Raw genomic sequence first — 21,842 nt, 5'->3', positions numbered from 1 at the left:
CGCGCCGATGCTCTGCCGGCGCGTTCATTCATCGTCGAGGCCCGCCAACCATCAGCGGGCCTCGACTCAACATCGAACTACGTCCGGCACTTAACCGGCCGCATCCTGCTCCTTGAAGATCTTGTCCGCGAGATGAAACGCGGAATTCGCGGCCGGCACGCCGCAATAGATCGCAGTCTGCAGCAGCACTTCCTTGATCTCGTCGCGCGTCACGCCGTTGTTGCGCGCAGCGCGCAGGTGCAGCGCCAGTTCCTCGCCGCGATTCAGCGCCACCATCATCGCGATGGTCAGCAGGCTGCGCGTATGGCGCGGCAGGCCGTCGCGCGTCCAGATCTCGCCCCATGCATAGCGCGTGATCAGGTTCTGGAATTCGTCGGTTACCTCGGTGCGGTTCTCGAGCGAACGGTCGACGTGCGCGTCGCCGAGCACCGCGCGACGCACCTTCATCCCTGCTTCGTAACGTTCCTGGTCATCCATCGCCGGTGCCTCACGCGGTCAGGAAATCGAGCAGCGCGCGGTTGAAGCCATCGGTGCACTCGATGTTCGAAATATGCGCGGCGTCGAATTCGACGTGCTGCGCGCCCGGAATCGCGGCGGCCAGTGCGCGGCCCTGGTCGGGCGGCGTCGACATGTCCTTCGCGCCGGTCACCACGAGCACCGGCAGCGCGATGCCTTTCACCTCTTCGCGCAGGTCGGCTGCGTTCAGCGCATCGCAGTTCGCCGCATAGCCGTCCTTGTCGGTATGCACGAAGGTGTCGCGGATCGCATCGAACAGGCGCGGCTCGCGCTCGACGAACGCGTCGGTGAACCAGCGCGGCAGCACGGCGTCGGCGAGCGCGGCCATCCCTTCGGCACGCGCCTTCTGCGCACGCGGCGCCCACACTTCCGGCGAGCCGATCTTCGCGGCGGTGTTCGACAACACCGCGCGAACGATACGCGACGGGAAGCGTGCGGCGAGGGCGGCGCCCGTCAGTCCGCCCATCGAGATCCCGCAGAAATGCGCGCGTTCAATGCCGACGTGGTCGAGCAGGCCGATCACGTCGCCGGCGAGCTGCTCGACGGTGTACGAACCGGCCGGCGCGTCGGAATGGCCGTGGCCGCGCGTGTCGTAGCGCAGGATGTTGAAGTGCTGCGTGAGCGGACGGATCTGCGGTGCCCACATCTGCAGGTCGGCGCCGAGCGAGTTCGAGAAGACGAGCCACGGCGCGTCGTCGCGCGCGGCACGGTCGATCCGGTAATGCAGTTTCACGCCGTTGACAGTGGCGAAAGGCATCAATGTTCTCCTGGTGATTGCGCGCCCGCGTGCAGCGCGAGCACGGCGTCGACGTAGGCCTGCGCCTCGCCGACGTAATGAGCGGGATCGAGCAGCCGCGCGAGCGTGTCGCGCGACAGGTGCGCCGACACGGTCGCATCGGCGGCGAGCACGTCGAACAGCGTCGCGCCCGTGCGCACGGCTTCCTTCGAGGCATGCTCGACGACGTGGTGCGCGTCGAGCCGGCCGATCTTGTCGCCGAGCGCGAGCATCACCGCTTCGCCGAGAATCAGTCCGCGCGTCAGGCCGAGGTTCGCGGCCAGGCGTTCGGTGTTCACGTCGAGGCCCGCGACGATCTGCGCGATCTGCGCAAGCGCGCCGCCGGTCAGGCGCGCGAGATCGGGCAACGCGTCCCATTCGGCCTGCCAGCCGCCGAGCGCGCGCTCGTGTTCCTGCGCCATGCCCGCGAACACCGTCGCGACGAGGTTCGGCGCACGCACGGCAGCCGTCAGCACGGCTGCGCAACCGACCGGGTTGCGCTTGTGCGGCATCGTCGACGAGCCGCCCTTGCCGGCGGCGGCCGGCTCGCCAAGTTCGCCGACTTCGGTTTGCATCTGCAGCGATACGTCGCGCGCGATCTTGCCGAGCGTACCCGTCAGCATCCCGAAGCAGGACGCGGCTTCCGCAATGCGGTCGCGCTGCGTGTGCCACGGCACGGCCGGAGCCGCGAGCTTCAGGTCCGCCGCCAACGCGGCCGTGACGCCGGCCGCCTGCTCGCGCAGGCTCGCGAGCGTGCCGGCCGCGCCGCCGAACTGCAGCATGAGCGCTCGCTCGCGCAATGCGGCGAAGCGCGCGCGATGGCGCAGCAGCGCATCGAGCCATTGCGCGAATTTCAGGCCAAGCGTGATCGGCAGCGCCTGTTGCAGCCACGTGCGGCCGATCATCGGTGTCGCGCGATGCGTGCGCGCAAGTGTAGCGAGCGACACGCACGCTTCGTCGAGCATCGGCTCGAGCACGTCGAGCGTGTCGCGCAACTGCAGCACGGTGGCGGTATCGATGATGTCCTGGCTCGTCGCACCCCAGTGCACGAACTTCGCGGCCTCGGGATCGTCGGCCTTCACCTGCGCGGTGAGCTGCTTGACGAGTGGAATCGCGAGATTGCCGCCGAGCGCCGCGCCGTGCGCGAGTGCGTCGGCGTCGAGCCGGCTGGCATCGCACGCGCGCTCGATCGGTGCGACCGCGGCGGCAGGAATCACCTGCTGCGCAGCAAGCGCTCGCGCGAGTGCGGCCTCGACGTCGAGCATCCGCTGGATCGTCGCGCGGGGCGACCAGATCCGGTTGAGCGGCTCGGTGCCGCAGATGAGGGAGGTCAGGCGGGCGCTGTCTTCGAGCATGGCATCAGATTGGGGAAACGGCGTGCGCCTATTGTCCACCCAAGCGTGCCGGCATGCGCGCAAGCGCACGCGCCGGCACGCTCGCGGTTCAGGCAGCGGCCTTTTGCGTCGCGTCGATCAGCGGCACGCCGGTCAGCTTCTGCAATTCGTCGAACGACAGGTCGGTGAAGATCTCGCTCACCGCGAGGCCGTCGGCCGTCACGTCGAGCACCGCGAGATCCGTATAGATACGGCTCACGCACTGCACGCCGGTAACCGGATACGAGCACTGCGCGACGATCTTGCTCTCGCCCTGCTTCGTCAGGTGCTCCATCATCACGAACACCTGTTTCGCGCCGATCGCGAGATCCATCGCGCCGCCGACCGCCGGAATCGCATCGGGCGCGCCCGTATGCCAGTTCGCGAGGTCGCCGGTCGCGGACACCTGGAACGCGCCGAGCACGCAGTAGTCGAGATGGCCACCACGCATCATCGCGAACGAATCCGCGTGATGGAAATACGCGCCGCCGGTGAGCAGCGTCACATGTTGCTTGCCGGCGTTGATCAGTTCATCGTCTTCCTCGCCGGGCGCGGGCGCGGGGCCCATGCCGAGCAGCCCGTTCTCGCTGTGCAGGAAGATCTCCTTGCTCGGGTCGAGGTGGTTCGCCACCAGCGTCGGCACGCCGATGCCAAGGTTCACATATGCGCCTTCAGGGATGTCCTGGGCGACGCGCTTGGCCATTTCATCGCGGGTCAGTCGTTTCATTTGAATGCTCCTCGGGCGCTCAGGCGGCTTGGGACGTGGCGTGTTCGGCGGCCAGCTCGGCCGCATGCGCGGCCTGCGGCACCTCGACGATGCGCTGGACGAAAATGCCCGGCGTCACGATGTGTTCCGGGTTCAGCGCGCCGAGCGGCACGACTTCCGACACCTGCACGATCGCGACCTTCGCGGCGCTCGCCATGATCGGCCCGAAGTTGCGCGCGGTCTTGCGATACACGAGATTGCCCCAGCGATCGCCCTTGTACGCCTTCACGAGCGCGAAATCGGCATGGATCGGCGTCTCGAACACATACGGCTTGCCGTCGATCACGCGCGTTTCCTTGCCTTCCGCGAGCTTGGTGCCGTAACCGGTCGGCGTGAAGAAACCGCCGATGCCGGCGCCCGCGGCGCGGATACGCTCCGCGAGGTTGCCCTGCGGCACGAGCTCCAGCTCGATCTCGCCGGCACGGTACAGCCCGTCGAACACCTGCGAGTCGCTCTGGCGCGGGAACGAGCAGATGATCTTGCGCACCTGCTTCGCCTTGAGCAGCGCCGCGAGGCCCGTCTCGCCGTTGCCCGCGTTGTTGTTGACGATCGTCAGGTCGCGCGCGCCCTGTTCGATCAGCGCGTCGATCAGCTCGGACGGCATGCCGGCCGTGCCGAAGCCGCCGATCATGATTGTCGCGCCGTCGTGGATGTCGGCCACCGCCGACTGAAGCGATTCGAAAATCTTGTTGACCATGTCTCTTCCTGATACGAACCCGCGGCTCGATGCGCGGCCTGTCGAGGGGACACGCGCGTGCCGCGTGCCGCGCCGGGGCCGATCTCGATCCCGGTATTTGTTCGCTATTCGAACCTAGATTCGATTAGCGAACGATGGCCGATCATAGAGTCGCGCACAGCGCGTTGTCAAGGCGGGTTCCCTCGGGGGCCGCCGCATCGTCGAACGGCAGCCCGACGTAGTTTTCGGCGAGCGCCTGCGCAGCGGCCCGCGAGCGCGTCACATATTTCAGCTCGGCAAACTTCAGGCGATTGACGAACGGCGAGTCTTCCGGCGACGCGTGCAGCATGTTCGTCATGAAATACGAGAAGTGCTCGGCGCGCCACACGCGCTCGAGGCAGGTCGCCGAATACGTGTCGAGCAGCGTCGCGTCGCCGTTGCGGTAGCGCGCACCGAGCGCGCGGGACAGCGCGCGGACGTCGGCCACCGCGAGGTTCATCCCCTTCGCGCCGGTCGGCGGCACGATGTGCGCGGCGTCGCCGGCGAGGAACAGGCAACCGTGCTGCATCGTCTCGGATACGAAGCTGCGCATCGGCGTCACGCTTTTCTGCGTGATCCGGCCCTCGGTCGGCGTCCAGCCCGTGTCGTTCGAGAAGCGCGTGTGCAATTCGTCCCAGATCCGCGTGTCGGACCATTCGGTGAGGTCTTCGTCGGGCTTGCATTGCAGGTACAGGCGCGTGACCGTCGGCGAGCGCATCGAGAACAGCGCGAAACCGTTGTCGTGATGCGCGTAGACGAGCTCGTCGAGCGACGGCGCCGCGTCGGCGAGGATGCCGAGCCACGCGAACGGATAGACGCGCTCGAACGTGTTCAGCCGCTCGGCCGGAATCGTCTGGCGCGCGATGCCGTGGAAGCCGTCGCAGCCGGCGATGTAGTCGCAGTCGATGCGGTCCTCGCGGCCGTCGGCATGCTTGAACGTGACGAACGGGTGCTCGCCTTCAACGTCGTGCAACGCGACGTCGCTCACTTCGAAGTGCATCGCGTGACCATGCTCGACACCGGCCGCGATCAGGTCGCGCACGACTTCATGCTGGCTGTAGACGGTGATCGCGCGCCCGCCGGTGAGCGCGGACAGGTCGATGCGATGGCGCTGGCCCGAGAACAGCAGCTCGATGCCGTGATGTTCGAGCCCTTCGCGACGCATCCGGTCGCCGAGGCCGGCTTCGTTCAGCGTGTCGACCGTGCCCTGCTCCAGCACGCCGGCACGGATGCGGTTCTCGCAGTATTCGCGCGAACGCGCTTCGACGAGGATGGAATCGACGCCTTGCAGGCGCAGCAGATGGGACAGCAGAAGGCCGGACGGACCGGCGCCGATGATCGCGACTTGGGTGCGCATTGTTCGTCTCCTGAACATTAATTCGAATCGTGGAACACATTTGAGCGCTTTCCCGACTATGCGGCAACGCGATTCAGGAGATATGTTGTATACGTTTTGACGATACTGGCCTGGCGATGGATGCGCTCGATCTGAACCTCATTCCCTATCTCGTCGCGCTCGACGACACGCGCAACGTGAGCCGCGCAGGCGATCTGCTCGGCGTCAGCCAGCCGCGCGTGAGCACGGCGCTCGGCCGCCTGCGCGAGTATTTCGGCGATCCGCTGTTCGTGCGAACGTCGCGCGGGATGGAGCCGACGCCGCGTGCGCTCGCGCTGCTGCCGGCCGCCCGCGACGCGCTCGCGCAGATCGAGCGCGGCCTCGTCGCGCCGCACGACTTCGACCCGGCCGTGAGCACGCATACGTTCTCGATCGCGCTGTCGGACGTCGGCGAGATCGTGTTCCTGCCGAAGCTGCTGCAGGCGTTCGCGACGCGCGCGCCGCATGCGAACCTGCGCTCGGTCTCGCTCGCGCACGACGAGGTCGGTCGCGGCCTCGAAGCCGGGACGATCGATCTCGCGGTCGGCTACTTTCCCGATCTCGACGGCAACAACTTCTTTCAGCAGCGGCTGTTCACGCACCGGTTCGTATGCCTGATGCGGCGCGGCCATCCGTTCGAGCAGGCGCCGCCGTTCACGGTCGAGCAGTTCCTCACGTGCGGGCACGCGGTGGTGCGCGCCGAAGGCCGCAGCCAGGAAGTGCTCGAGAAGTACCTCGCGAAGCAGCGCATGCAGCGCCGCGCGGTGCTCGAGACGCCGCACTTCATGAGCCTGCCGTTTATCCTGAGCCGCACCGACCTGATCGCGACGGTGCCGCACGCGATCGGTTATGCGTACGCGGCCGAACACGCGTTCATCGTGCCCGTCGAACCGCCGCTCGCGCTGCCGCGCTTCGACCTGAAGCAGCACTGGCATCGCAAGTACCACAACGATCCGCGCACTGCGTGGCTGCGCGGCGTGGTCGCGTCGCTGTTCAACGACGAGCAGGACGAATGGCCGAGGTGAATGCCGGGCCCCACACGCGACCCGCAAAAGCATGAAACAATGCCCGGATTCCGCGCCGCCCCGGCGGCGGCATTCGATGGAGCAGATAGATGGCTAAAAAGAAGTCCGCGCGGCCCGAGCCGGCCGCATCCCGCCCGAGCCGTGAAGAAGCAGAAGACGCGGTTCGCGTGCTGTTGCGCTGGGCCGGCGACGACCCCGCGCGCGAAGGCCTGATCGACACGCCCGCACGCGTCGTGCGCGCGTACGAGCAATTCTTCGCCGGCTATGCGCTGGAGCCGCGCGACATCCTCGCGCGCACGTTCAGCGAAGTCGACGGCTACGATGAAATGATCGTGCTGAAGGACATCCGCTTCGAGAGCTACTGCGAGCACCACATGGTGCCGATCATCGGCCGCGCGCACGTCGCGTATCTGCCGAATCATCGCGTGGTCGGCATCTCGAAGCTTGCGCGCCTCGTCGACGCGTTCGCGAAGCGCCTGCAGATCCAGGAAAAGATGACCGTGCAGATCGCCGACACGCTGTTCGACGTGCTGCAGCCGAAGGGCGTCGGCGTGATCCTCGAAGCCGCGCACCAGTGCATCTCGACGCGCGGCGTGCACAAGCCGGGGGTCGAGATGGTCACGTCGCGCATGCTCGGCACGTTCCGCACCGATCCGTCGACGCGGCGCGAATTCCTGTCGATCGTCGCGAATCCTTCGTCAGTGAACCTGACGAATACGTAATGGAGCAGACGAAGCAAGCGGCGCACGCGCCCGTCGTGCTCGTGACCGGCGCTGCGCGCCGGGCCGGGCGCGCGTTCGCCGAGTATTTCGCCGCGCACGGCTATCGCACCGCGGTGCATTACGACCGTTCGGCCGATGCCGCGCAGGCGGCGGCCCGCGCGATCGCCGAACGCGGGCACGATTCGGTTGCGTTGCAGGCCGATCTGTCGGATGCCGCGCAGATCACCGCGCTGATCGACCAGGTGTATGCGCGCTTCGGGCGCCTCGACGTGCTCGTCAACAATGCGTCGGTATTCTGGCAGGACCATTTCCCGAGCTTCGACCTCGCGGCATTCGACCAGGCGTGGGCCGTCAACTGCCGCGCGCCGATCCTGCTCACGCGCGCGTTCTACGAACGGGCCCGCGCGGCCGGCACGCAGGGTGTCGTCGTGAATGTGGTCGACCAGAAGATCAAGGAAAACTTTCACCGCGACCATTTCAGCTATACGGTCGCGAAAGCCGCGCTCGGCAACCTCACGCAGATGCTCGCGCTGTCGTCCGCGCCCGTGCTGCGCGTGAACGCGGTATTCCCCGGGCTGATGCTGCCGAGCGACGACCAGACGCAGGCCGACTTCGAACACGCGAGCCGCGCATCGACGCCGCTCGCGCGCATCGCAGGCCCCGACGACGTCGCGAGCGCGATCCTGATGCTGACGGGCAACGCGTACAACGGCGTGGATTTCGTCGTCGATGCAGGGCAGAACCTGATCCGCGTCGACCAGGACGTGCTGTACAAGCACCGCGCGCCCGACGGCAAGCACTGACCGCACGCGCGCGGCGGCCGACGGCCGCGCGCCGCGTTACGGTTTCTCGGCGCTCCCGCCTTCCCGCACCTTGCCTTGCGCGACGCTCGTGCCGGCCGGCACGCTGTGCGTGAGCCACACGTTGCCGCCGATCACCGAGCCGCGCCCGATCGTCACGCGGCCGAGAATCGTCGCGCCCGCATAGATCACCACGTCGTCCTCGACGATCGGGTGCCGCGCATTGCCCTTGACCAGCGCACCTTCGCCATCGGCCGGGAAGCTCTTCGCGCCGAGCGTGACGGCCTGATACACGCGCACGCGCTCGCCGATGATCGCGGTCTCGCCGATCACGACGCCCGTGCCGTGGTCGATGAAGAAGCTCGGGCCGATCTGCGCGCCCGGGTGGATGTCGATGCCGGTAGCCGAGTGGGCGATTTCATTGATGAACCGCGCAAGCAGCGGCACCCCAAGCTGGTGCAGCGCGTGCGCGAGCCGGTGGTGCATCATCGCCAGCACGCCGGGGTAGCACAGCAGGATCTCGGTGATGTGCTGCGCGGCCGGATCGCCCGCATACGCGGCCTGGATATCGCTGACGAGCAGCGCGCGGACCGCCGGCAACTGCCGGCCGAATTCGCGCGCGATTTCGAACGCGCGTTCGTCGAGCTCGGCGAACGGTGTATCGACATGCTCGGGCAGGAACGGCAGCGCACGGCGGATCTGTTCGGACAAAATGCGCAGCGTGCTTTCGAGCGTGTGGCCGACGTAGAAGTCGACGCTTTCGTCGGTCAGATCCGGTGCGCCGTAGTGCGTCGGAAACATCGACGCGCGCAGGCCGGTCACAATCTTGCAGATCGCATCGCGCGACGGCAGTTCGCGGATGCCGCGCGGATGGCGCGTGCGATGGAGTTCCTCGCGCGACTCGCGCAAGCCGGCAACGATTTCTTCAAGGCCCCACTGACGGGCGGGTGATGTCGACATATGCCAATGCAGGCAGCCGCGCTCGGTCGCACGGCCGCTAATAAAGTGACGGGTTCCGCAAGATTACCGCGTTTTTTGTCCCGCAGCGGCACGCCGGGGATCGGCCGGACGGCCGATGGCGCCGAATCGCGGCGGCGTCAGATCGTGATGCTGCTCGCGTCGATCCACCGGACGGCCCAGTCGCGCGCGTGCGCGATCGCGGCGCCTTCGTCGTGAAACTGGAGCTCGATCGGAAAAAACCGGTTCGCAACGAGCTCCCCGTCGCTCGATCGGGAGATCACGACGTAGGGTTTGAACGAACCGTCACTGGCGCGCGCGGGCGCGCAGTTCAACAGATAACCGCGGTGCGTGAAGGCAGTAGTCGCTTGCATGAATCCGCCACCTCTAGTCCCTTGCTTTGTTGTTCACTACCCGTCTTAAAGGGTGCTGCGGCCCCCCGGCGCGGGCAGAGGCGGCGCGACCGAATCCCCTGTCGCCGCTTCGCAGGAAAAGAATCATACTCTGTAGAAAACGGGTGTTCTAGCTGAAATAAATCATGACAAATCAGTGCGCGTCGCGCGACCGCGGCGATCGCCCGCGCGCCTTTTCCCGTCACGCCCGGAACGGGATTTGCTTCGATCCGGCACGCTTCGCCGCGAGGAGAGCCGCGATGGAAACATCCGGTCAAACCGATCGTCCGCGTCCGCGCAGCATCGAGCTCGACAACGACGACACGCACGACAGTACGGTCGACACCGACGGCAAGAACCGCGAGGCGGCGCGCCTCGCCGGCGGCGGACCGATCTCGCCCGACGAGATCACGCGCAGCAACGCGTCGCTCGTCAATGCGATGCCGGAAGCCGGCGACGGCTTCGCCGGTTTCGACAGCCGCCCCGGCGGCAATCATCCGGCGTTCGCGCTGCGCGCGGGCTACATGGTGGTCGAGAAAGGCTTCGACGCGCCGCAGCCCATGAGCGATGCGCTGTTCGGCCCCGTCCACCGGATGTACGGCAGCGCGTACTGGCCCGGCCACCAGCGGCGGCCGGAGCGCGTATTCGAGCTGACGTCCGTACCGAGGTAGCGGGCGCGGCGTTTGAATCGATCGTTCGTTTGCGAACCGGCATCGGCCGACAGCCGATGGCCGAGGATCGGCGCGCGCCACTGTGCGCCGACCGCGCACGGGTAACCGCGCGCTGCAACAGCGGACGATTCCGCGTAGCGGCACCGGCGATTTCATGCATGCCGTGAATCGCACCAACGCACATGCGTTGATCGAGGTCATGTCGAAACGGCACGGTTGCGATTGAATGGCGATGGCGGCAATGCGTCCGCGTGACTGTCGCGCCGTGTCGATGCGACCAGCGTGCGCGGCGATGCGGGTGCACGTGCCGCACGCAACACCGATGCTTGCACATGCCATCCGGGCGACGCTGCGAACGGCGGCGGCGACCACGCTGCACGTCACACGGCGCGCGGCGCAGCATGCGCCACGCGCATGGCCGTGCGCCGCAGAAACGGCAGCGGCACGGCCGGCATCTCACTGCAAAGTCCCGGCCATTGGTTTACTCTGCCTCGCAGCAGTGTGCATTGCCCCGCCCGATCGGCCATCCGGCCGACTTCGTTTCAACCCGCCACTCGGAGACACTATGTACAAGCGTATTCTGGTTGCCGTCGACGGCAGCGACACGTCCCGCCATGCGTTCGATGCCGCGCTGGCGCTCGCGAAATCACACGGCGCCGAGCTGCAACCGTTCTACGTCGTCGAGAACGCTGCGATCTACTACAACGTGCCCGGCTACGATCCGTCCGTGCTGCGCGATCAGCTCGTCGCGCAGGGCAACGCACTCGCGAAGGATTTCACGACGCTGATGCAGGCAGCGGGCGTGAAAGGCGAGACGAAGCTGAGCGAAGCGACGTCGCTCAACGACGTATCGTCGCTGATCCTCGACGGCGCGAAAGCGTTCGATGCCGATCTCATCGTGCTCGGCACGCACGGCCGCCGCGGGTTCCGCCGCCTCGTGCTCGGCAGCATCGCCGAGCAATGCGTACGCCACGCCACGCTGCCCGTGCTGCTGATTCCGGCGGCCGCCAACGTCGACGAACCAGCTGCATGAACGGCGGTCGGCATGCGCGGCCGGTCGCGACGTTTTGTCACCCGACACCGGCAAGTTGCGGTGGGACAATGATTCCGTCGATTCAACGCCGGAGTAAACGATCATGCTGACGCCCGTCGCTACACGTCCCGCCGCCACGCCTCATGCGGGCAGTTGGGCTCCTCGCCAGGCTGCGCACTGCTCGACGTGCGCCATGCGGCACCTGTGCATGCCGCAGGGCCTGGCGCCCGAAGCGCTCAGTCGCCTCGAGTCGGTCATCTGCGCGGCGCGCCCCGTCAAGCGCGGCGAAGCGCTGTTCCGCGAAGGCGACGCATTCGACAACCTGTACGCGGTGCGTTCGGGTTCGCTGAAAACCGTCGCGACGCGCCACGACGGCCGCGAGCAGGTCACCGGCCTGCATCTCGCCGGCGAAGCGCTCGGCCTCGACGGCATCTGCGACGACACGCATCCGCGCACCGCGGTCGCGCTGGAAGACAGCTCCGTCTGCGTGATCCCGTACAGCGCGCTCAAGACGCTGTGCTCGGAAGCCGGTTCGATGCAGCTGCGCATGCACAAGCTGATGAGCGAACAGATCGTGCGCGAAACGTCGCAAACGATGCTGCTCGGTTCGCTCAATGCCGAAGAACGCGTCGCCGCGTTCCTGCTCGACGTATCGTCGCGCTATCTGAAGCGCGGTTACTCGCCGTCGGAGTTCAACCTGCGGATGACGCGCGAAGACATCGGCAGCTACCTCGGCATGACGCTCGAAACGGTCAGCCGCACACTGTCGAAATTCCAGAAGCGCGGCCTGATCGAAATGCAGGGCCGCCACGTCCAGATCGTCGATTTCGACGGCCTGCAGCACCTCTGATGCCACGCGGCGCGCCCCTCTCGCGCGCCACCCGCCTCGCATCACCGATCAGTCGAGAAACAGCGCGGCGCGCGCCTTCAGCGCCGCGCTGAAATCGTCGAGCCAGCCGATCGACAGGCGCCAGCTCTGCCAGTACAGCTCGATGTCGACGGTTCGCCCGCGCGACATGTCGACCAGTTCGCCCGCCGCCAGCTGGCGGTCGACCATCCGGTCCGGACACATTCCCCATCCCAATCCCGTTTCGCACGCACGCAGGTAGCCCGCGACGTGCGGTATCCAGTGCTGCGGCGGATCGAGATCCGCACGCGTCACGCGCCGGATGAAACGCGCCTGCAGCCCGTCCTTCGGATTGAACATCACGCACGGCGCGCGGCGCAGCGCATCGCGCGTGATGCCCGCGCCGAAGTAGCGCTCGTAAAACGCCGGCGAGCACACCGCGCGATAGCGGATGCGCCCGAGCCGCTCCGACCGGCACCCCTGGATCGGCTCGGCCTGCGCCGTCACGGCGCCCTGCACGCTGCCGTCGCGAATGCGCGACGCCGTGTAATCCTGGTCGTCGATCACGAGGTCGAGCAACGTCTCGCGCGCCGTGCAGAACGGCCCGACCGCGTCGATGAACCACGTCGCGACGCTGTCGTCGTTGACGGCCACACGCAACGTCGGCCACGCGCTCGCGATCTGACCCGGCAGCGCCGGCATCCGGCCCCCCAGCTCGGCCTCGAGCAGTTGCACGCGCTCGGTATGCCGGCACAGCAGCGCCCCTGACGTGGTCGCGACGCACGGCTGCCCGCGCTTGACGAGCACGCTGCCGACCCGTTCCTCCAGCAGCTTCACGCGCTGCGACACCGCCGACGCCGTGACATTCAGCTCCTTGGCTGCCCGCTCGAACGAGCCGTGCCGGATCACGGCCGCGAGGGCATCGAGCAACGCGTAGTCGAGCATTAGATTTCCTTAATCTGCATTAGGTGAATTAGCTTCTCTTATTTTCATGCTGACCGCAGACTAGCGCTACCCGATTCATCCGTCCACTGCTTCTACGGCTGTCACTCTCCATGAACTGGCTCGCTTTTTCCCACGGCGCCGCACTCTGCGGATCGCTCATCGTCACCATCGGCGCGCAGAACGCCTTCGTGCTGCGGCAGGGCATCATGCGCTCGCATATCGGCAAGATCGTGCTGCTGTGCGCACTGTCCGACATGATCCTGATCGGCGCGGGCGTCGGCGGCGCATCGGTGCTCGTCGAACGCTATCCGACCTTCGTCCACGTCGTGCTGTACGTCGGCCTCGCGTATCTCGCATGGTTCGGCATCAACGCGCTGCGCCGCGCGTTCAAGCCGGGCCACGAAACGCTCGACGTGCGCGGCGACGCGGTCGCGCCGCCGCCGCAAAGCGGCCTGGCGATCGTGCTGATGACCCTCGCGTTCACGTGGCTCAACCCGCACGTGTATCTCGATACGTTCCTGCTGATCGGCACGGCCGGCGCACGCGAGCCGGAAGGCACGCGGCTCGCGTTCGCGATCGGCGCGATGTCGGTCAGCGTCGTGTGGTTCCTCGGGCTCGGCTACGGTGCGCGACTGCTGGCACCGTGGTTCCGCAAGGCTGTTGCGTGGCGCGTGCTGGACGGCGCGATCGGCAGCATGGTGCTGTTTCTCGCGGCCGTACAGTTGCGCTGACCGGCACACCGTCGCCCGTCGTCCCGCCCGCTCCGGCGCCACGCCGGAGCACCCCGCTTCGACACCGGCACGATCGGCAATGCACCCGTCCACGTATCGCTGCAGACGCGCAACGGCCCGGCCATGCGACTGTCGAGTTCCGCGACAACAGGATGGGTGACGAGCAGGACGTTTCGCTCGGGCTGACGTCGCCTTCGTCGAAATAGGCCGGCGACACCTGTCTGCAGTGCGTACCGAATTGCACGCCATATAGACGAAAACCATCGTCGCGTTTTGACCGGCACGGCCGCTTGTGTTGACTCAGCCGGACATCGATCGCGCGCGCAGCCGCAACGCCCCGCTGCAAGCGCGTCACGCCGCCGCCCCGGTCTTTCACCGATTGACCCCGCCCGCCGACCTGCCCGAGACTGCGCCGCTCGGGCGGTCATTGGGAGAACGTCATGCCGGACACCAGCACGGAGATCGCCACGATCTCGACGCGCGCCGTACGCGGCCACGAGCGCGTCGACTTCTGGGTCGATCATGTCGCGCGCACGCTCGTGCGGATCGAATGCAGCGGCAAGTCATCCGAAGGCATCGACGCGACGTTGCGCAAGCGCGACCTCGGGCTGTTCGGCGCGTGCGACATCGTCGCGAACCGGCATGCGGTCGTGCGCACGCCGCACAACATCCATGCGGACCAGCGCGACGCCGTGTTCATCTGCCTGATGCACGCCGGGCAAGGCTATACGTTCCAGGACGTCGACTGCATGCAGCACGGGCCCGGCGATCTCGTGCTGTACGACACGTCGATGCCGTACGGTCACGGCTTTCCCGCCGACATGGCGATGACCGTGCTCGACGTGCCGCGCGACGTATTCGAGGCGCGCGTCGGCCCGTGGCGCTACCGCAGCCTCGTCAAGATCGATCGCGGCGACGGCGTCGCGTCGTGGGCCGTGCGGCAGGTCTACGCGCTGCTCGCCGCGCCGCAGGAGCCGACGCCCGATGCGCGCGAACGGCGCGCCGCCGCGATCCTCGATCTCGTGCAGTCGATGCTGCGGCTGCGCGACGGCGACGCGTCGCCGACCAAGTCGACCGTCCACACGCTGTCGCGCGCCAAGGCGTTCATCGACAGCCATCTCGCCGACGATGACCTCGACAGCCGGGCGGTGAGCCGCGCGATCAACCTGTCGCCGCGCCAGCTCGCGCGCGTATTCGAAATCGAAGGGATGCCACTCACGCGCTACATCCTTGCGCGACGGCTCGAACGCTGCCGCGCCGACTTGCGCGACCGGTCGCTGAAGCACCTGACGGTCAGCGAGATCGCATTCCGCTGGGGTTTCAACAACAGCGCGCACTTCAGCCGCAGCTATCGCGCGCGCTTCGGCGAGACGCCGAGCGATACCCGCGCGCCTACGCCGGCGCCGGCCGACGCGCGCTAGTCCGCCACCTGCCACCCACTACCCGCCGCCGTGTCCCTACAAGGCAAGCACGGCGTCCGTCCCGGTCAAATGGGGCGGCATGGCGCTCGCTAAGCTGGCTTCCTGCGCGGCGGCACTCGTTTCGCCGCCCGACAGCAAGGAGAAGAAGCGGGATGGAGACGTACGACCATATCGTCGTCGGCGGCGGTTCGGCCGGCTGCACGGTCGCGCACCGGCTGGTGAAGGCCGGCAGGCGCGTGCTGCTGCTCGAGGACGGCCCGAAGGACGACAGCCTGTTCATCCGGATTCCGGCGACGTTCATCCGCGTGCTCGGCACGCGGCGCACGGTCACGTTCGAAAGCGAGCCGCAACCCGGTGCGGCGGGACGCAAGACCTACGTGCCGCAGGGCCGCACGCTCGGCGGCGGCAGTTCGGTCAACGCGATGCTGTACGTGCGCGGCACGCGCGACGACTACGACGACTGGGCCGCACTCGGCTGCACGGGCTGGGGCTGGGATGACGTGCTGCCCGTGTTCAAGCGTGCCGAATCGCACCTGCGGCTCTCCGAGCCGTTTCACGGCACCGACGGGCCGCTGAAGGTCGGCGACACGCGCTTCCGGCATCCGTTGAGCCTCGCGTTCGTGAAAGCCGCGCAGGAAGCCGGCATCGCGTACAACGACGACTTCAACGGCGCCGCGCAACATGGCGCCGGCTTCTATCACACGACGATCTTCGACGGGCAGCGCGGCAGTACCGCGGCCACCTACCTCGCCGACGCGATCGGCCATCCGAACCTGCGCGTGCTGACCGGCTGCCGCGTCACGCGCATCCGGTTCGACGGCCGGCGTGCAACCGGCGTCGAATGGCAGACGGAAAGCGGCGCGACGGGTTCGGCCGCCGCGCGTGCCGACGTCGTGCTCGCAGCCGGTGCGCTGAGCACACCGAAGCTGCTGATGCTGTCGGGCATCGGGCCCGGCGCGCACCTGCATGCGCACGGCATCGACGTGCTGCACGACAGCCGCGACGTCGGCGCGAACTACCAGGATCATCTCGAAGTCTCGATCTACGGCCGCAGCCTCGCGCCGGTCAGCCTGCTGGGCGAGGATCGCGGGCTGAAGGCGCTGCGGCACGGGCTGCAGTGGATGCTGTGCCGCACGGGCCTGCTGACGTCGAACGTCGTCGAATCCGGCGCGTTCGTCGACACGACCGGCAGCGGCCGTCCGGACATCCAGTTCCACGTGCTGCCGACGCTCGTCGGCGACGTCGATCGCGCACCGCTGCCCGGCCACGGCCTGTCGATCAACCCGTGCCTGCTCAGGCCGCGCTCGCGCGGCTCCGTGCAACTGCGCGGCAACGATCCGGCCGCGCCCATTCTGTTCGACAGCGGCGCGCTGTCCGACCCGGCCGATGTCGACGGCCTCGTGCGCGGCGTCGCGCTCGCGCGGCGGATCATCCGTGCGCCGTCGCTCGCCCGCATCGTGCGCGAAGCCGAGACGCTGACCGACACGGCACTCGCCGACTACGTGCGGCATCGCGCGAAAACCGTCTATCACCCGGCCGGCACCTGCCGCATGGGCAACGACGAACATGCGGTCGTAACGCCACACCTCACGGTGCAAGGCGTCGACGGATTGCGGATCTGCGATGCGTCGGTGATGCCGCGCATCGTGTCCGGCAATACGAACGCGCCGACGATCATGATCGCGGAGCGCTGTGCGGAGTTCATGCTGGCGGAATAGCGCAACGCGGCGCGCGGGTGCCTTCGTTCACGACAATAAAAAACGGCGCGTGAGACACGCGCCGCCGCTCCATCTGCATCGCCTGCCGGAATCAACGCCCGGCCGCGCGCGCCGCCTCGCGCAGCGCCATCGGCGACGCACCATAGCGATCGCGAATCGCACGGCTGAAGTGTGCCTGGCTCGAAAACCCCCAGCGAAACGCGATCTCGCCAACGCTCGTCTTGCGCAGCCGCGCATCGGTCAGCTCGCGATGCGCATTCGACAGCCGTTCCGACCAGATGTGCTGCGTGATCGACTCGCCTTCGGCCGCGAAGAGCCGGCTCAGATGCCGCAGCGACAGCCCGACCGCGTCGGCGACGGCCTGCGGCCCGAGTTCCGGGTCGCCGAGATGCGTCGCGATGTACTGCTTCGCCGTCAGCAGATACGACAGCGAAGCCCGCGACGCGCCCGCACCGTTCACTTCCGCGTCGATGAGCTCCGCGATCAGCGTGCGCGTGTGTTCGGCGAACCGTGCGGCATCGCGCTCGACCGGATCCTTCATGAACCGCTCGACACTCGCGCGCAACGTCGCGCCGAGCATCGCGCCTGCACCCGGCTTCGGCGCGATTCGCAGCGGCAGCGCCGCCAGTTCCGCATCGAGCCGGTCGTCGAACGTCGTGATCGGAATATCGATCAGCAGCTGCCGCATCGGCGTCAGGAATCCGAACAGATAGGGCACGCGCGTGTCGTAGACGACGACATCGCCGGCGTCCGCGAGCAGGCAGCGGTCCCGCTGGATGAAATATGCGCGCCCGCTCAGGATCTGGCACGCGAACAGCGACTCCTTCGGCAACTGGCGCACCAAGGCGGGGCTGCGCTCGATCACGTGATCCTGGCCGCTGATGTCCGCGATGCCGAGGCCCGGCAGCGCGATATCGGTCTTCTCGACCTCGAGCCCGGCCGGCGACAGTGACGAGCAGCGCAGGCCGACCAGCGTCGCCGCATTGAACGCATCCCAGTACGCCATCCTGTCGCGCGCCGGCACGTCGGCGGTCGAGCCTCGCGTGCGGGAAAAAACGGTCGTATTCGTCACGTCGCCTCCTGCTGGCGCCTGTCGTGCGGAGCGGCACGGATTGGGGGATGGTTCGTCTGGATTCTGGTGCGATGCAATGTCCGGCGCGGTCAAGCAATTCGTCCAGCCCAGTCAAGAGCGGCGCGCACCGGCTGGCTAAAGTCGAGCCCACGACACCCATACAAGGAGACAGACCGTGGTCGACAAAGCCGCAGCCGAATTCTGGCAAAACATCCCGCCGATTGCCAATCCGTTCAAGCCCGATGCGCTGCCCGAAGCGTACATCGCGAACGCGGCCACCGACGACGAACGCTATTACGTTCCGTTCACCGAAACGGTTTCGTCGCGGCCGCTGTGGATCTCGCCGTCGCAGAACAAATGGTGCGACATCCTGATGGCCAAGGAAGCCGGGCTCGTGAACCGGCACTATCACCCGCACGAGGTGTTCGCTTACACGCTGTCAGGAAAGTGGGGTTATCTGGAGCACGAATGGACCGCGACGCGCGGCGATTTCGTGTACGAGACGCCGGGCGAAGGCCACACGCTCGTCGCGTTCGATCACCCGGAGCCGATGCGCGCGTTCTTCATCGTCAAGGGGCCGCTGATCTGGCTCGACGAAGCCGGCAACCCCGACGGCTACTTCGACGTGCACTCGTACATCGCGATGTGCAAGGCGCATTACGAGAAGGTCGGCCTCGGCGCGCAAGCGATCGAGAAGCTGTTCCGCTGACGCGCGGCGAGGCTCACCATGACATCCCCTTCCTCCTCCAGATCCGCCTGGACGTATGAAAACAGGTTGCTGCTGATCCTGTTCATGACGTTCGGCTTCGTGTTCTTCGACCGCCTCGCGCTGTCGTTCCTGTTCCCGTTCATGTCCGCCGAGCTGCACCTGACGAACACGCAGCTCGGCATGGTGTCGTCCGCGCTCGCGCTCACGTGGGCGCTGTCGGGCGCCGCGACCGGCGCGTGGTCCGACGCGCGCGGCACGCGCAGGCCGCTGCTGATCGCGGCCGTGCTCGGCTTTTCCGTGTGCTCGGCGCTGTCGGGGCTCGTCGGCGGCTTCGCGAGCCTGATCGCATTCCGCGCGCTGATGGGCATCGCCGAAGGCCCCGTGCTGCCGCTGTCGCAATCGCTGATGGTCGAAAGCTCGACGCCGAGCCGCCGCGGGCTGAACATGGGCCTGCTGCAAGGCTCCGCCGCCGGCCTGCTCGGCGCGATGATCGGCCCGCCGGTGGTCATCGGCATCGCGACCACGTACGGCTGGCGCGAAGCGTTCTACGTGTCGTGCGTTCCGGGCTTCCTGATCGCGTTCTGCATCTGGCGCTGGGTGCGCGAAGTGCCGCCCGGCGGCGTGCGGCACGCGCAGGCCGATACCGCCGGCGCGCCGGCCGCGAGCGGCGCGGCAGTCAGCCGCTGGGCGCTGCTGAAGGAACGCAACATCCTGCTTTGCATGCTGATCAGCTGCTTCTTCCTCACGTGGTTCATCGTGATCATCTCGTTCGCGCCGGTGTTCCTCGTGGAAAGCCGCCACCTGTCGCCGTCCGACATGGGCGTCGTGATGACCTGCCTCGGCGCCGCCTGGGTGTTCTGGGGCTTCGCGGTGCCGGCGATCTCCGACCGGATCGGCCGCAAGCCGACGATGATCGCGTTCGCGCTGATCGCCGCCGTGTGCCCGGTCGTACTGATCCATGCCGGCTCGCTCTGGGCGCTCGGCGCGCTCGTGTTCGCCACGTACACGGGCCTCGGCTGCTTCACGCTGTTCATGGCGACGATCCCGGCCGAAACGGTGCCGCCGCGCGCAATCGCCAGCGCGCTCGGCCTGATCATGGGCGCGGGCGAGCTGATCGGCGGCTTCGTCGCGCCGACCGTCGCCGGATTCGCGGCGGACAAGTACGGCCTGCAGTTCGCGATGTGGACGTCGGCTGCCGGCGCGATCCTCGCGTGCGTGCTGTCGTTCGGCCTCGTCGAGACCGCGCCGGCCGTGCTGCGCAAGCGCGCGCTCGCCGGCACGGCCGCGAGCCGTCTCGATGCACACAACCTCGGAGGACGCTGACATGCGGGCACTTCAATGGCATGGCCCGCGTGACGTCCGTCTCGTGGAAATCGACACGCCGCGCGTCGGCCCCGGCGACGTGCGCATCGCGGTCGCGTATTGCGGAATCTGCGGCAGCGACCTGCACGAATACGCGGACGGCCCCCACGCGATACCGGTCGACACGCCGCATCCGCTGTCGCGCCGCACCGCGCCACTGACGCTCGGCCATGAGTTCAGCGGCACCGTCGTCGAAGTCGGTGACGGCGTGACGGCGCTGCGCGCGGGCGATCGCGTCGCGGTCGAGCCCGAGTATCGCTGCCACCAGTGTGCGTACTGCCACGCGGGGTCGTACAACCTGTGCGTGTCGATGGGCTTCGCCGGGCTGATGGGTGACGGCGGGATGGCCGACTTCGCGGTCGTGCCGGCCTACATGCTGCATCGCCTGCCGGACGGCGTGAGTCTCGAACAGGCCGCCGTGATGGAGCCCGCCGCCGTCGCACTGCACGCGTTGCGGCGTGGCGAACTGCGGCTCGGCGAGACCTGCGCAGTGTTCGGGCTCGGACCGATCGGCCTGCTGCTGATCATGCTCGCGAAGCTGCAGGGGGCAACGACGCTCGTGGCCGTCGACGTGTCGCCCGAACGGCTCGCGGCAGCCAAACGCTTCGGCGCAACGCATACGTTCGATGCGCGCGCACTCGGTGCCCCCGCGCTGCAGGACGCGATCCGCACGGCCACGGGCGGGCTCGGCGTCGACGCGAGTTTCGAAGCGGCCGGGTTGCCAGCCACGTTCGAATCGGCGATGCAGGCGCTGCGCAAGGGCGGGCGCGTCGTCATGGTCGGCCTAATGCCACGCGCGGGCTTCGACGCGTTCCGCGCGGTCAACGACGAGCTGACCATCACGACGAGCGTCGGTTACCGGCATGCGTATGAAGACCTGCTGCGCATCGTCGCGTCGGGCGCGATCGACCTCGCGTCGATCGTCACGCGCACCGTGTCGCTCGAAGAGGCCGTCGCCGACGGCTTCGACGCGCTGCTCGCCGACCGCGCGCAGATCAAGATCCTCGTTTCACCCGCGCAACGGCCGGCCCGTCGCGCACACACCATCGGGAGCGTCGAGCATGAGTCGTCAGTGGGCATTTGAGGGCCAGTCCGTCATCGTGACGGGCGGCACATCGGGCATCGGTGCGCGCACGGCGATGCGCTTTGCGGAAGCCGGCGCGTCGGTCGTCGCGCTCGGGCTCGATGCGGCCGGCCCGCATGCGCCCGTGCACGCGGGCATCCGGTGCGTGGAACTCGACGTGACCGACAGCGATGCGTTGACGCGCACGATCGCGGCGCTGCCGCGGCTCGACGTGCTCGTCAACGGTGTCGGCATCAGCCGGCACGCGGACGAATACCGGATGGACCAGTTCGAGCGCGTGCTGAACGTGAACCTGACGTCGGTGATGCGGGCCTCCGACGCCGCGCGGCCAGCGCTTTCGGCGCATGGCGGCAGCATCGTCAATGTCGCGTCGATGTACACGTACTTCGGCAGCAAGGACCGCCCCGCGTACAGCGCGAGCAAGGGCGGCATCGCGCAGCTCACGCGCTCGCTCGCGCAGGCGTGGGCCGATCGCGGCATCCGCGTGAACGCGGTCGCGCCCGGCTGGATCGACACGCCGCTCAGCAGCGGCCTGATGGCCGACACGCAGGCGTCGCGGCGCATCCTCGAGCGCACGCCGCTCGGGCGCTGGGGCACGGCCGACGAAGTTGCGGAAGTCATCCTGTTCCTGTGCTCGCCCGGCGCATCGTTCGTGACCGGAGCGGTCGTGCCGGTCGATGGCGGGTATTCGACGGTCTAGCGCGCTGTTCAACGGGCATCGGCGGGCGGGCGAATTCCGCCGACGCCCGCCGCACCCCGGTTTCCTTTGTTTGCCGCTGAACCGGGATTCGCCTGGTTCAGCTTTGTTCATATCAATCAGTAGTCCAATCAAA

Annotated in this window: 23 protein-coding genes; 13 read left to right on the top strand and 10 right to left on the bottom strand. The window is 67.6% G+C overall.

Annotated features, from left to right (window positions below; all coding sequences use genetic code 11):
• Positions 1 to 90: 90 nt before the first annotated feature.
• The 6 genes from pcaC to pobA form a co-directional block, all read right to left on the bottom strand.
• Complete coding sequence (gene pcaC, locus BDO18943_RS36210) at positions 91 to 477, bottom strand: 4-carboxymuconolactone decarboxylase (RefSeq protein WP_034206288.1); 387 nt, start codon at positions 475 to 477, stop codon at positions 91 to 93.
• 10 nt (positions 478 to 487) lie between these two features.
• On the bottom strand, positions 488 to 1,273 hold the full coding sequence (gene pcaD, locus BDO18943_RS36205; protein ID WP_043186128.1) for a 3-oxoadipate enol-lactonase: 786 nt from the start codon (positions 1,271 to 1,273) through the stop codon (positions 488 to 490).
• Entirely contained in the window at positions 1,273 to 2,646 is a 1,374-nt protein-coding gene (locus BDO18943_RS36200; protein ID WP_175025961.1) for a 3-carboxy-cis,cis-muconate cycloisomerase, read from the bottom strand. The genes pcaD and BDO18943_RS36200 overlap by 1 nt, the downstream gene beginning before the upstream one ends.
• An 88-nt stretch (positions 2,647 to 2,734) precedes the next feature.
• Positions 2,735 to 3,391 carry a CoA transferase subunit B gene (locus BDO18943_RS36195; protein WP_034189746.1) on the bottom strand — a complete coding sequence of 219 codons (657 nt, stop codon included), beginning with the start codon at positions 3,389 to 3,391 and terminating at the stop codon, positions 2,735 to 2,737.
• A gap of 19 nt (positions 3,392 to 3,410) precedes the next feature.
• A complete protein-coding gene (locus tag BDO18943_RS36190) occupies positions 3,411 to 4,127 on the bottom strand; it encodes a 3-oxoacid CoA-transferase subunit A (protein ID WP_043186141.1) in 717 nt (238 codons plus the stop codon).
• A gap of 142 nt (positions 4,128 to 4,269) precedes the next feature.
• Complete coding sequence (gene pobA, locus BDO18943_RS36185) at positions 4,270 to 5,502, bottom strand: 4-hydroxybenzoate 3-monooxygenase (RefSeq protein ID WP_175025960.1); 1,233 nt, start codon at positions 5,500 to 5,502, stop codon at positions 4,270 to 4,272.
• Between the two features lie 116 nt (positions 5,503 to 5,618).
• On the opposite strand from pobA, the gene BDO18943_RS36180 reads away from it, so the two are divergent.
• The 3 genes from BDO18943_RS36180 to BDO18943_RS36170 all read left to right on the top strand — a co-directional run bounded on the left by BDO18943_RS36180 (position 5,619) and on the right by BDO18943_RS36170 (position 8,070).
• Positions 5,619 to 6,545, top strand: coding sequence for a LysR family transcriptional regulator (locus BDO18943_RS36180; protein ID WP_175025959.1), 927 nt, complete (start codon positions 5,619 to 5,621; stop codon positions 6,543 to 6,545).
• Between the two features lie 89 nt (positions 6,546 to 6,634).
• Positions 6,635 to 7,267 carry a GTP cyclohydrolase I FolE gene (folE, locus tag BDO18943_RS36175; RefSeq protein ID WP_021157584.1) on the top strand — a complete coding sequence of 211 codons (633 nt, stop codon included), beginning with the start codon at positions 6,635 to 6,637 and terminating at the stop codon, positions 7,265 to 7,267.
• Complete coding sequence (locus BDO18943_RS36170; RefSeq protein WP_043186151.1) at positions 7,267 to 8,070, top strand: SDR family oxidoreductase; 804 nt, start codon at positions 7,267 to 7,269, stop codon at positions 8,068 to 8,070. Before folE ends, BDO18943_RS36170 begins: the two co-directional genes overlap by 1 nt.
• Positions 8,071 to 8,106: 36 nt before the next feature.
• On the opposite strand, the gene epsC is transcribed toward BDO18943_RS36170, so the two are convergent.
• Both epsC and BDO18943_RS36160 read right to left on the bottom strand, forming a co-directional pair.
• Positions 8,107 to 9,027, bottom strand: a complete 921-nt coding sequence (gene epsC, locus BDO18943_RS36165) for a serine O-acetyltransferase EpsC (protein WP_043186152.1) — start codon at positions 9,025 to 9,027, stop codon at positions 8,107 to 8,109.
• Positions 9,028 to 9,164: 137 nt separating this feature from the next.
• Complete coding sequence (locus BDO18943_RS36160; protein WP_043186155.1) at positions 9,165 to 9,398, bottom strand: hypothetical protein; 234 nt, start codon at positions 9,396 to 9,398, stop codon at positions 9,165 to 9,167.
• A gap of 278 nt (positions 9,399 to 9,676) precedes the next feature.
• Here BDO18943_RS36160 and BDO18943_RS36155 point away from each other — a divergent pair, with 278 nt between their 5' ends.
• From BDO18943_RS36155 to fnr, 3 genes are all read left to right on the top strand, one after another.
• A complete protein-coding gene (locus BDO18943_RS36155; protein WP_175025958.1) occupies positions 9,677 to 10,087 on the top strand; it encodes a DUF3005 domain-containing protein in 411 nt (136 codons plus the stop codon).
• 565 nt (positions 10,088 to 10,652) lie between these two features.
• Positions 10,653 to 11,120: a universal stress protein gene (locus tag BDO18943_RS36150; protein ID WP_043186158.1), complete on the top strand. Its 468-nt coding sequence runs from the start codon at positions 10,653 to 10,655 to the stop codon at positions 11,118 to 11,120.
• Positions 11,121 to 11,223: 103 nt separating this feature from the next.
• Positions 11,224 to 11,970: a fumarate/nitrate reduction transcriptional regulator Fnr gene (gene fnr, locus BDO18943_RS36145; protein ID WP_043186160.1), complete on the top strand. Its 747-nt coding sequence runs from the start codon at positions 11,224 to 11,226 to the stop codon at positions 11,968 to 11,970.
• Positions 11,971 to 12,018: 48 nt separating this feature from the next.
• Here fnr and BDO18943_RS36140 read toward each other — a convergent pair whose 3' ends face one another.
• Positions 12,019 to 12,912 carry a LysR family transcriptional regulator ArgP gene (locus BDO18943_RS36140; protein ID WP_175025957.1) on the bottom strand — a complete coding sequence of 298 codons (894 nt, stop codon included), beginning with the start codon at positions 12,910 to 12,912 and terminating at the stop codon, positions 12,019 to 12,021.
• Between the two features lie 110 nt (positions 12,913 to 13,022).
• On the opposite strand from BDO18943_RS36140, the gene BDO18943_RS36135 reads away from it, so the two are divergent.
• The 3 genes from BDO18943_RS36135 to BDO18943_RS36125 all read left to right on the top strand — a co-directional run bounded on the left by BDO18943_RS36135 (position 13,023) and on the right by BDO18943_RS36125 (position 16,782).
• Positions 13,023 to 13,643: a LysE/ArgO family amino acid transporter gene (locus BDO18943_RS36135; protein ID WP_122948403.1), complete on the top strand. Its 621-nt coding sequence runs from the start codon at positions 13,023 to 13,025 to the stop codon at positions 13,641 to 13,643.
• A 440-nt stretch (positions 13,644 to 14,083) separates the two neighbouring features.
• The gene (locus tag BDO18943_RS36130) at positions 14,084 to 15,064 is read left to right on the top strand and encodes a helix-turn-helix domain-containing protein (protein ID WP_175025956.1); all 981 of its coding nucleotides are present in this window, start codon (positions 14,084 to 14,086) and stop codon (positions 15,062 to 15,064) included.
• Between the two features lie 152 nt (positions 15,065 to 15,216).
• A complete protein-coding gene (locus BDO18943_RS36125) occupies positions 15,217 to 16,782 on the top strand; it encodes a GMC family oxidoreductase (protein ID WP_175025955.1) in 1,566 nt (521 codons plus the stop codon).
• 91 nt (positions 16,783 to 16,873) lie between these two features.
• Here BDO18943_RS36125 and BDO18943_RS36120 read toward each other — a convergent pair whose 3' ends face one another.
• Positions 16,874 to 17,854, bottom strand: a complete 981-nt coding sequence (locus BDO18943_RS36120; RefSeq protein WP_175025954.1) for a helix-turn-helix domain-containing protein — start codon at positions 17,852 to 17,854, stop codon at positions 16,874 to 16,876.
• A gap of 175 nt (positions 17,855 to 18,029) precedes the next feature.
• Here BDO18943_RS36120 and BDO18943_RS36115 point away from each other — a divergent pair, with 175 nt between their 5' ends.
• Genes BDO18943_RS36115 through BDO18943_RS36100 form a run of 4 tightly spaced genes read left to right on the top strand, consistent with a single transcriptional unit; the run spans position 18,030 to position 21,709 of the window.
• Positions 18,030 to 18,563 (top strand): 2,4'-dihydroxyacetophenone dioxygenase family protein, encoded by a 534-nt coding sequence (locus tag BDO18943_RS36115; protein WP_175025953.1) that lies wholly within the window; start codon positions 18,030 to 18,032, stop codon positions 18,561 to 18,563.
• Positions 18,564 to 18,581: 18 nt separating this feature from the next.
• Complete coding sequence (locus BDO18943_RS36110) at positions 18,582 to 19,886, top strand: MFS transporter (protein WP_175025952.1); 1,305 nt, start codon at positions 18,582 to 18,584, stop codon at positions 19,884 to 19,886.
• A gap of 1 nt (position 19,887) precedes the next feature.
• A complete protein-coding gene (locus BDO18943_RS36105; RefSeq protein ID WP_175025951.1) occupies positions 19,888 to 21,009 on the top strand; it encodes a 2,3-butanediol dehydrogenase in 1,122 nt (373 codons plus the stop codon).
• Positions 20,987 to 21,709: an SDR family NAD(P)-dependent oxidoreductase gene (locus tag BDO18943_RS36100; RefSeq protein ID WP_175025950.1), complete on the top strand. Its 723-nt coding sequence runs from the start codon at positions 20,987 to 20,989 to the stop codon at positions 21,707 to 21,709. The genes BDO18943_RS36105 and BDO18943_RS36100 overlap by 23 nt, the downstream gene beginning before the upstream one ends.
• Positions 21,710 to 21,842 lie beyond the last annotated feature (133 nt).

The organism is Burkholderia aenigmatica (assembly GCF_902499175.1).
Classification (GTDB): Bacteria; Pseudomonadota; Gammaproteobacteria; order Burkholderiales; family Burkholderiaceae; genus Burkholderia; species Burkholderia aenigmatica.
This window is presented reverse-complemented; position numbering and strand designations above follow the sequence as displayed.

Coding starts and splice junctions, on each gene's coding strand:
- pcaC (WP_034206288.1), bottom strand. CDS start 477: ATGGATGACCAGGAACGTTACGAAGCAGGGATGAAGGTGCGTCGCGCG.
- pcaD (WP_043186128.1), bottom strand. CDS start 1,273: ATGCCTTTCGCCACTGTCAACGGCGTGAAACTGCATTACCGGATCGAC.
- BDO18943_RS36200 (WP_175025961.1), bottom strand. CDS start 2,646: ATGCTCGAAGACAGCGCCCGCCTGACCTCCCTCATCTGCGGCACCGAG.
- BDO18943_RS36195 (WP_034189746.1), bottom strand. CDS start 3,391: ATGAAACGACTGACCCGCGATGAAATGGCCAAGCGCGTCGCCCAGGAC.
- BDO18943_RS36190 (WP_043186141.1), bottom strand. CDS start 4,127: ATGGTCAACAAGATTTTCGAATCGCTTCAGTCGGCGGTGGCCGACATC.
- pobA (WP_175025960.1), bottom strand. CDS start 5,502: ATGCGCACCCAAGTCGCGATCATCGGCGCCGGTCCGTCCGGCCTTCTG.
- BDO18943_RS36180 (WP_175025959.1), top strand. CDS start 5,619: ATGGATGCGCTCGATCTGAACCTCATTCCCTATCTCGTCGCGCTCGAC.
- folE (WP_021157584.1), top strand. CDS start 6,635: ATGGCTAAAAAGAAGTCCGCGCGGCCCGAGCCGGCCGCATCCCGCCCG.
- BDO18943_RS36170 (WP_043186151.1), top strand. CDS start 7,267: ATGGAGCAGACGAAGCAAGCGGCGCACGCGCCCGTCGTGCTCGTGACC.
- epsC (WP_043186152.1), bottom strand. CDS start 9,027: ATGTCGACATCACCCGCCCGTCAGTGGGGCCTTGAAGAAATCGTTGCC.
- BDO18943_RS36160 (WP_043186155.1), bottom strand. CDS start 9,398: ATGCAAGCGACTACTGCCTTCACGCACCGCGGTTATCTGTTGAACTGC.
- BDO18943_RS36155 (WP_175025958.1), top strand. CDS start 9,677: ATGGAAACATCCGGTCAAACCGATCGTCCGCGTCCGCGCAGCATCGAG.
- BDO18943_RS36150 (WP_043186158.1), top strand. CDS start 10,653: ATGTACAAGCGTATTCTGGTTGCCGTCGACGGCAGCGACACGTCCCGC.
- fnr (WP_043186160.1), top strand. CDS start 11,224: ATGCTGACGCCCGTCGCTACACGTCCCGCCGCCACGCCTCATGCGGGC.
- BDO18943_RS36140 (WP_175025957.1), bottom strand. CDS start 12,912: ATGCTCGACTACGCGTTGCTCGATGCCCTCGCGGCCGTGATCCGGCAC.
- BDO18943_RS36135 (WP_122948403.1), top strand. CDS start 13,023: ATGAACTGGCTCGCTTTTTCCCACGGCGCCGCACTCTGCGGATCGCTC.
- BDO18943_RS36130 (WP_175025956.1), top strand. CDS start 14,084: ATGCCGGACACCAGCACGGAGATCGCCACGATCTCGACGCGCGCCGTA.
- BDO18943_RS36125 (WP_175025955.1), top strand. CDS start 15,217: ATGGAGACGTACGACCATATCGTCGTCGGCGGCGGTTCGGCCGGCTGC.
- BDO18943_RS36110 (WP_175025952.1), top strand. CDS start 18,582: ATGACATCCCCTTCCTCCTCCAGATCCGCCTGGACGTATGAAAACAGG.
- BDO18943_RS36105 (WP_175025951.1), top strand. CDS start 19,888: ATGCGGGCACTTCAATGGCATGGCCCGCGTGACGTCCGTCTCGTGGAA.
- BDO18943_RS36100 (WP_175025950.1), top strand. CDS start 20,987: ATGAGTCGTCAGTGGGCATTTGAGGGCCAGTCCGTCATCGTGACGGGC.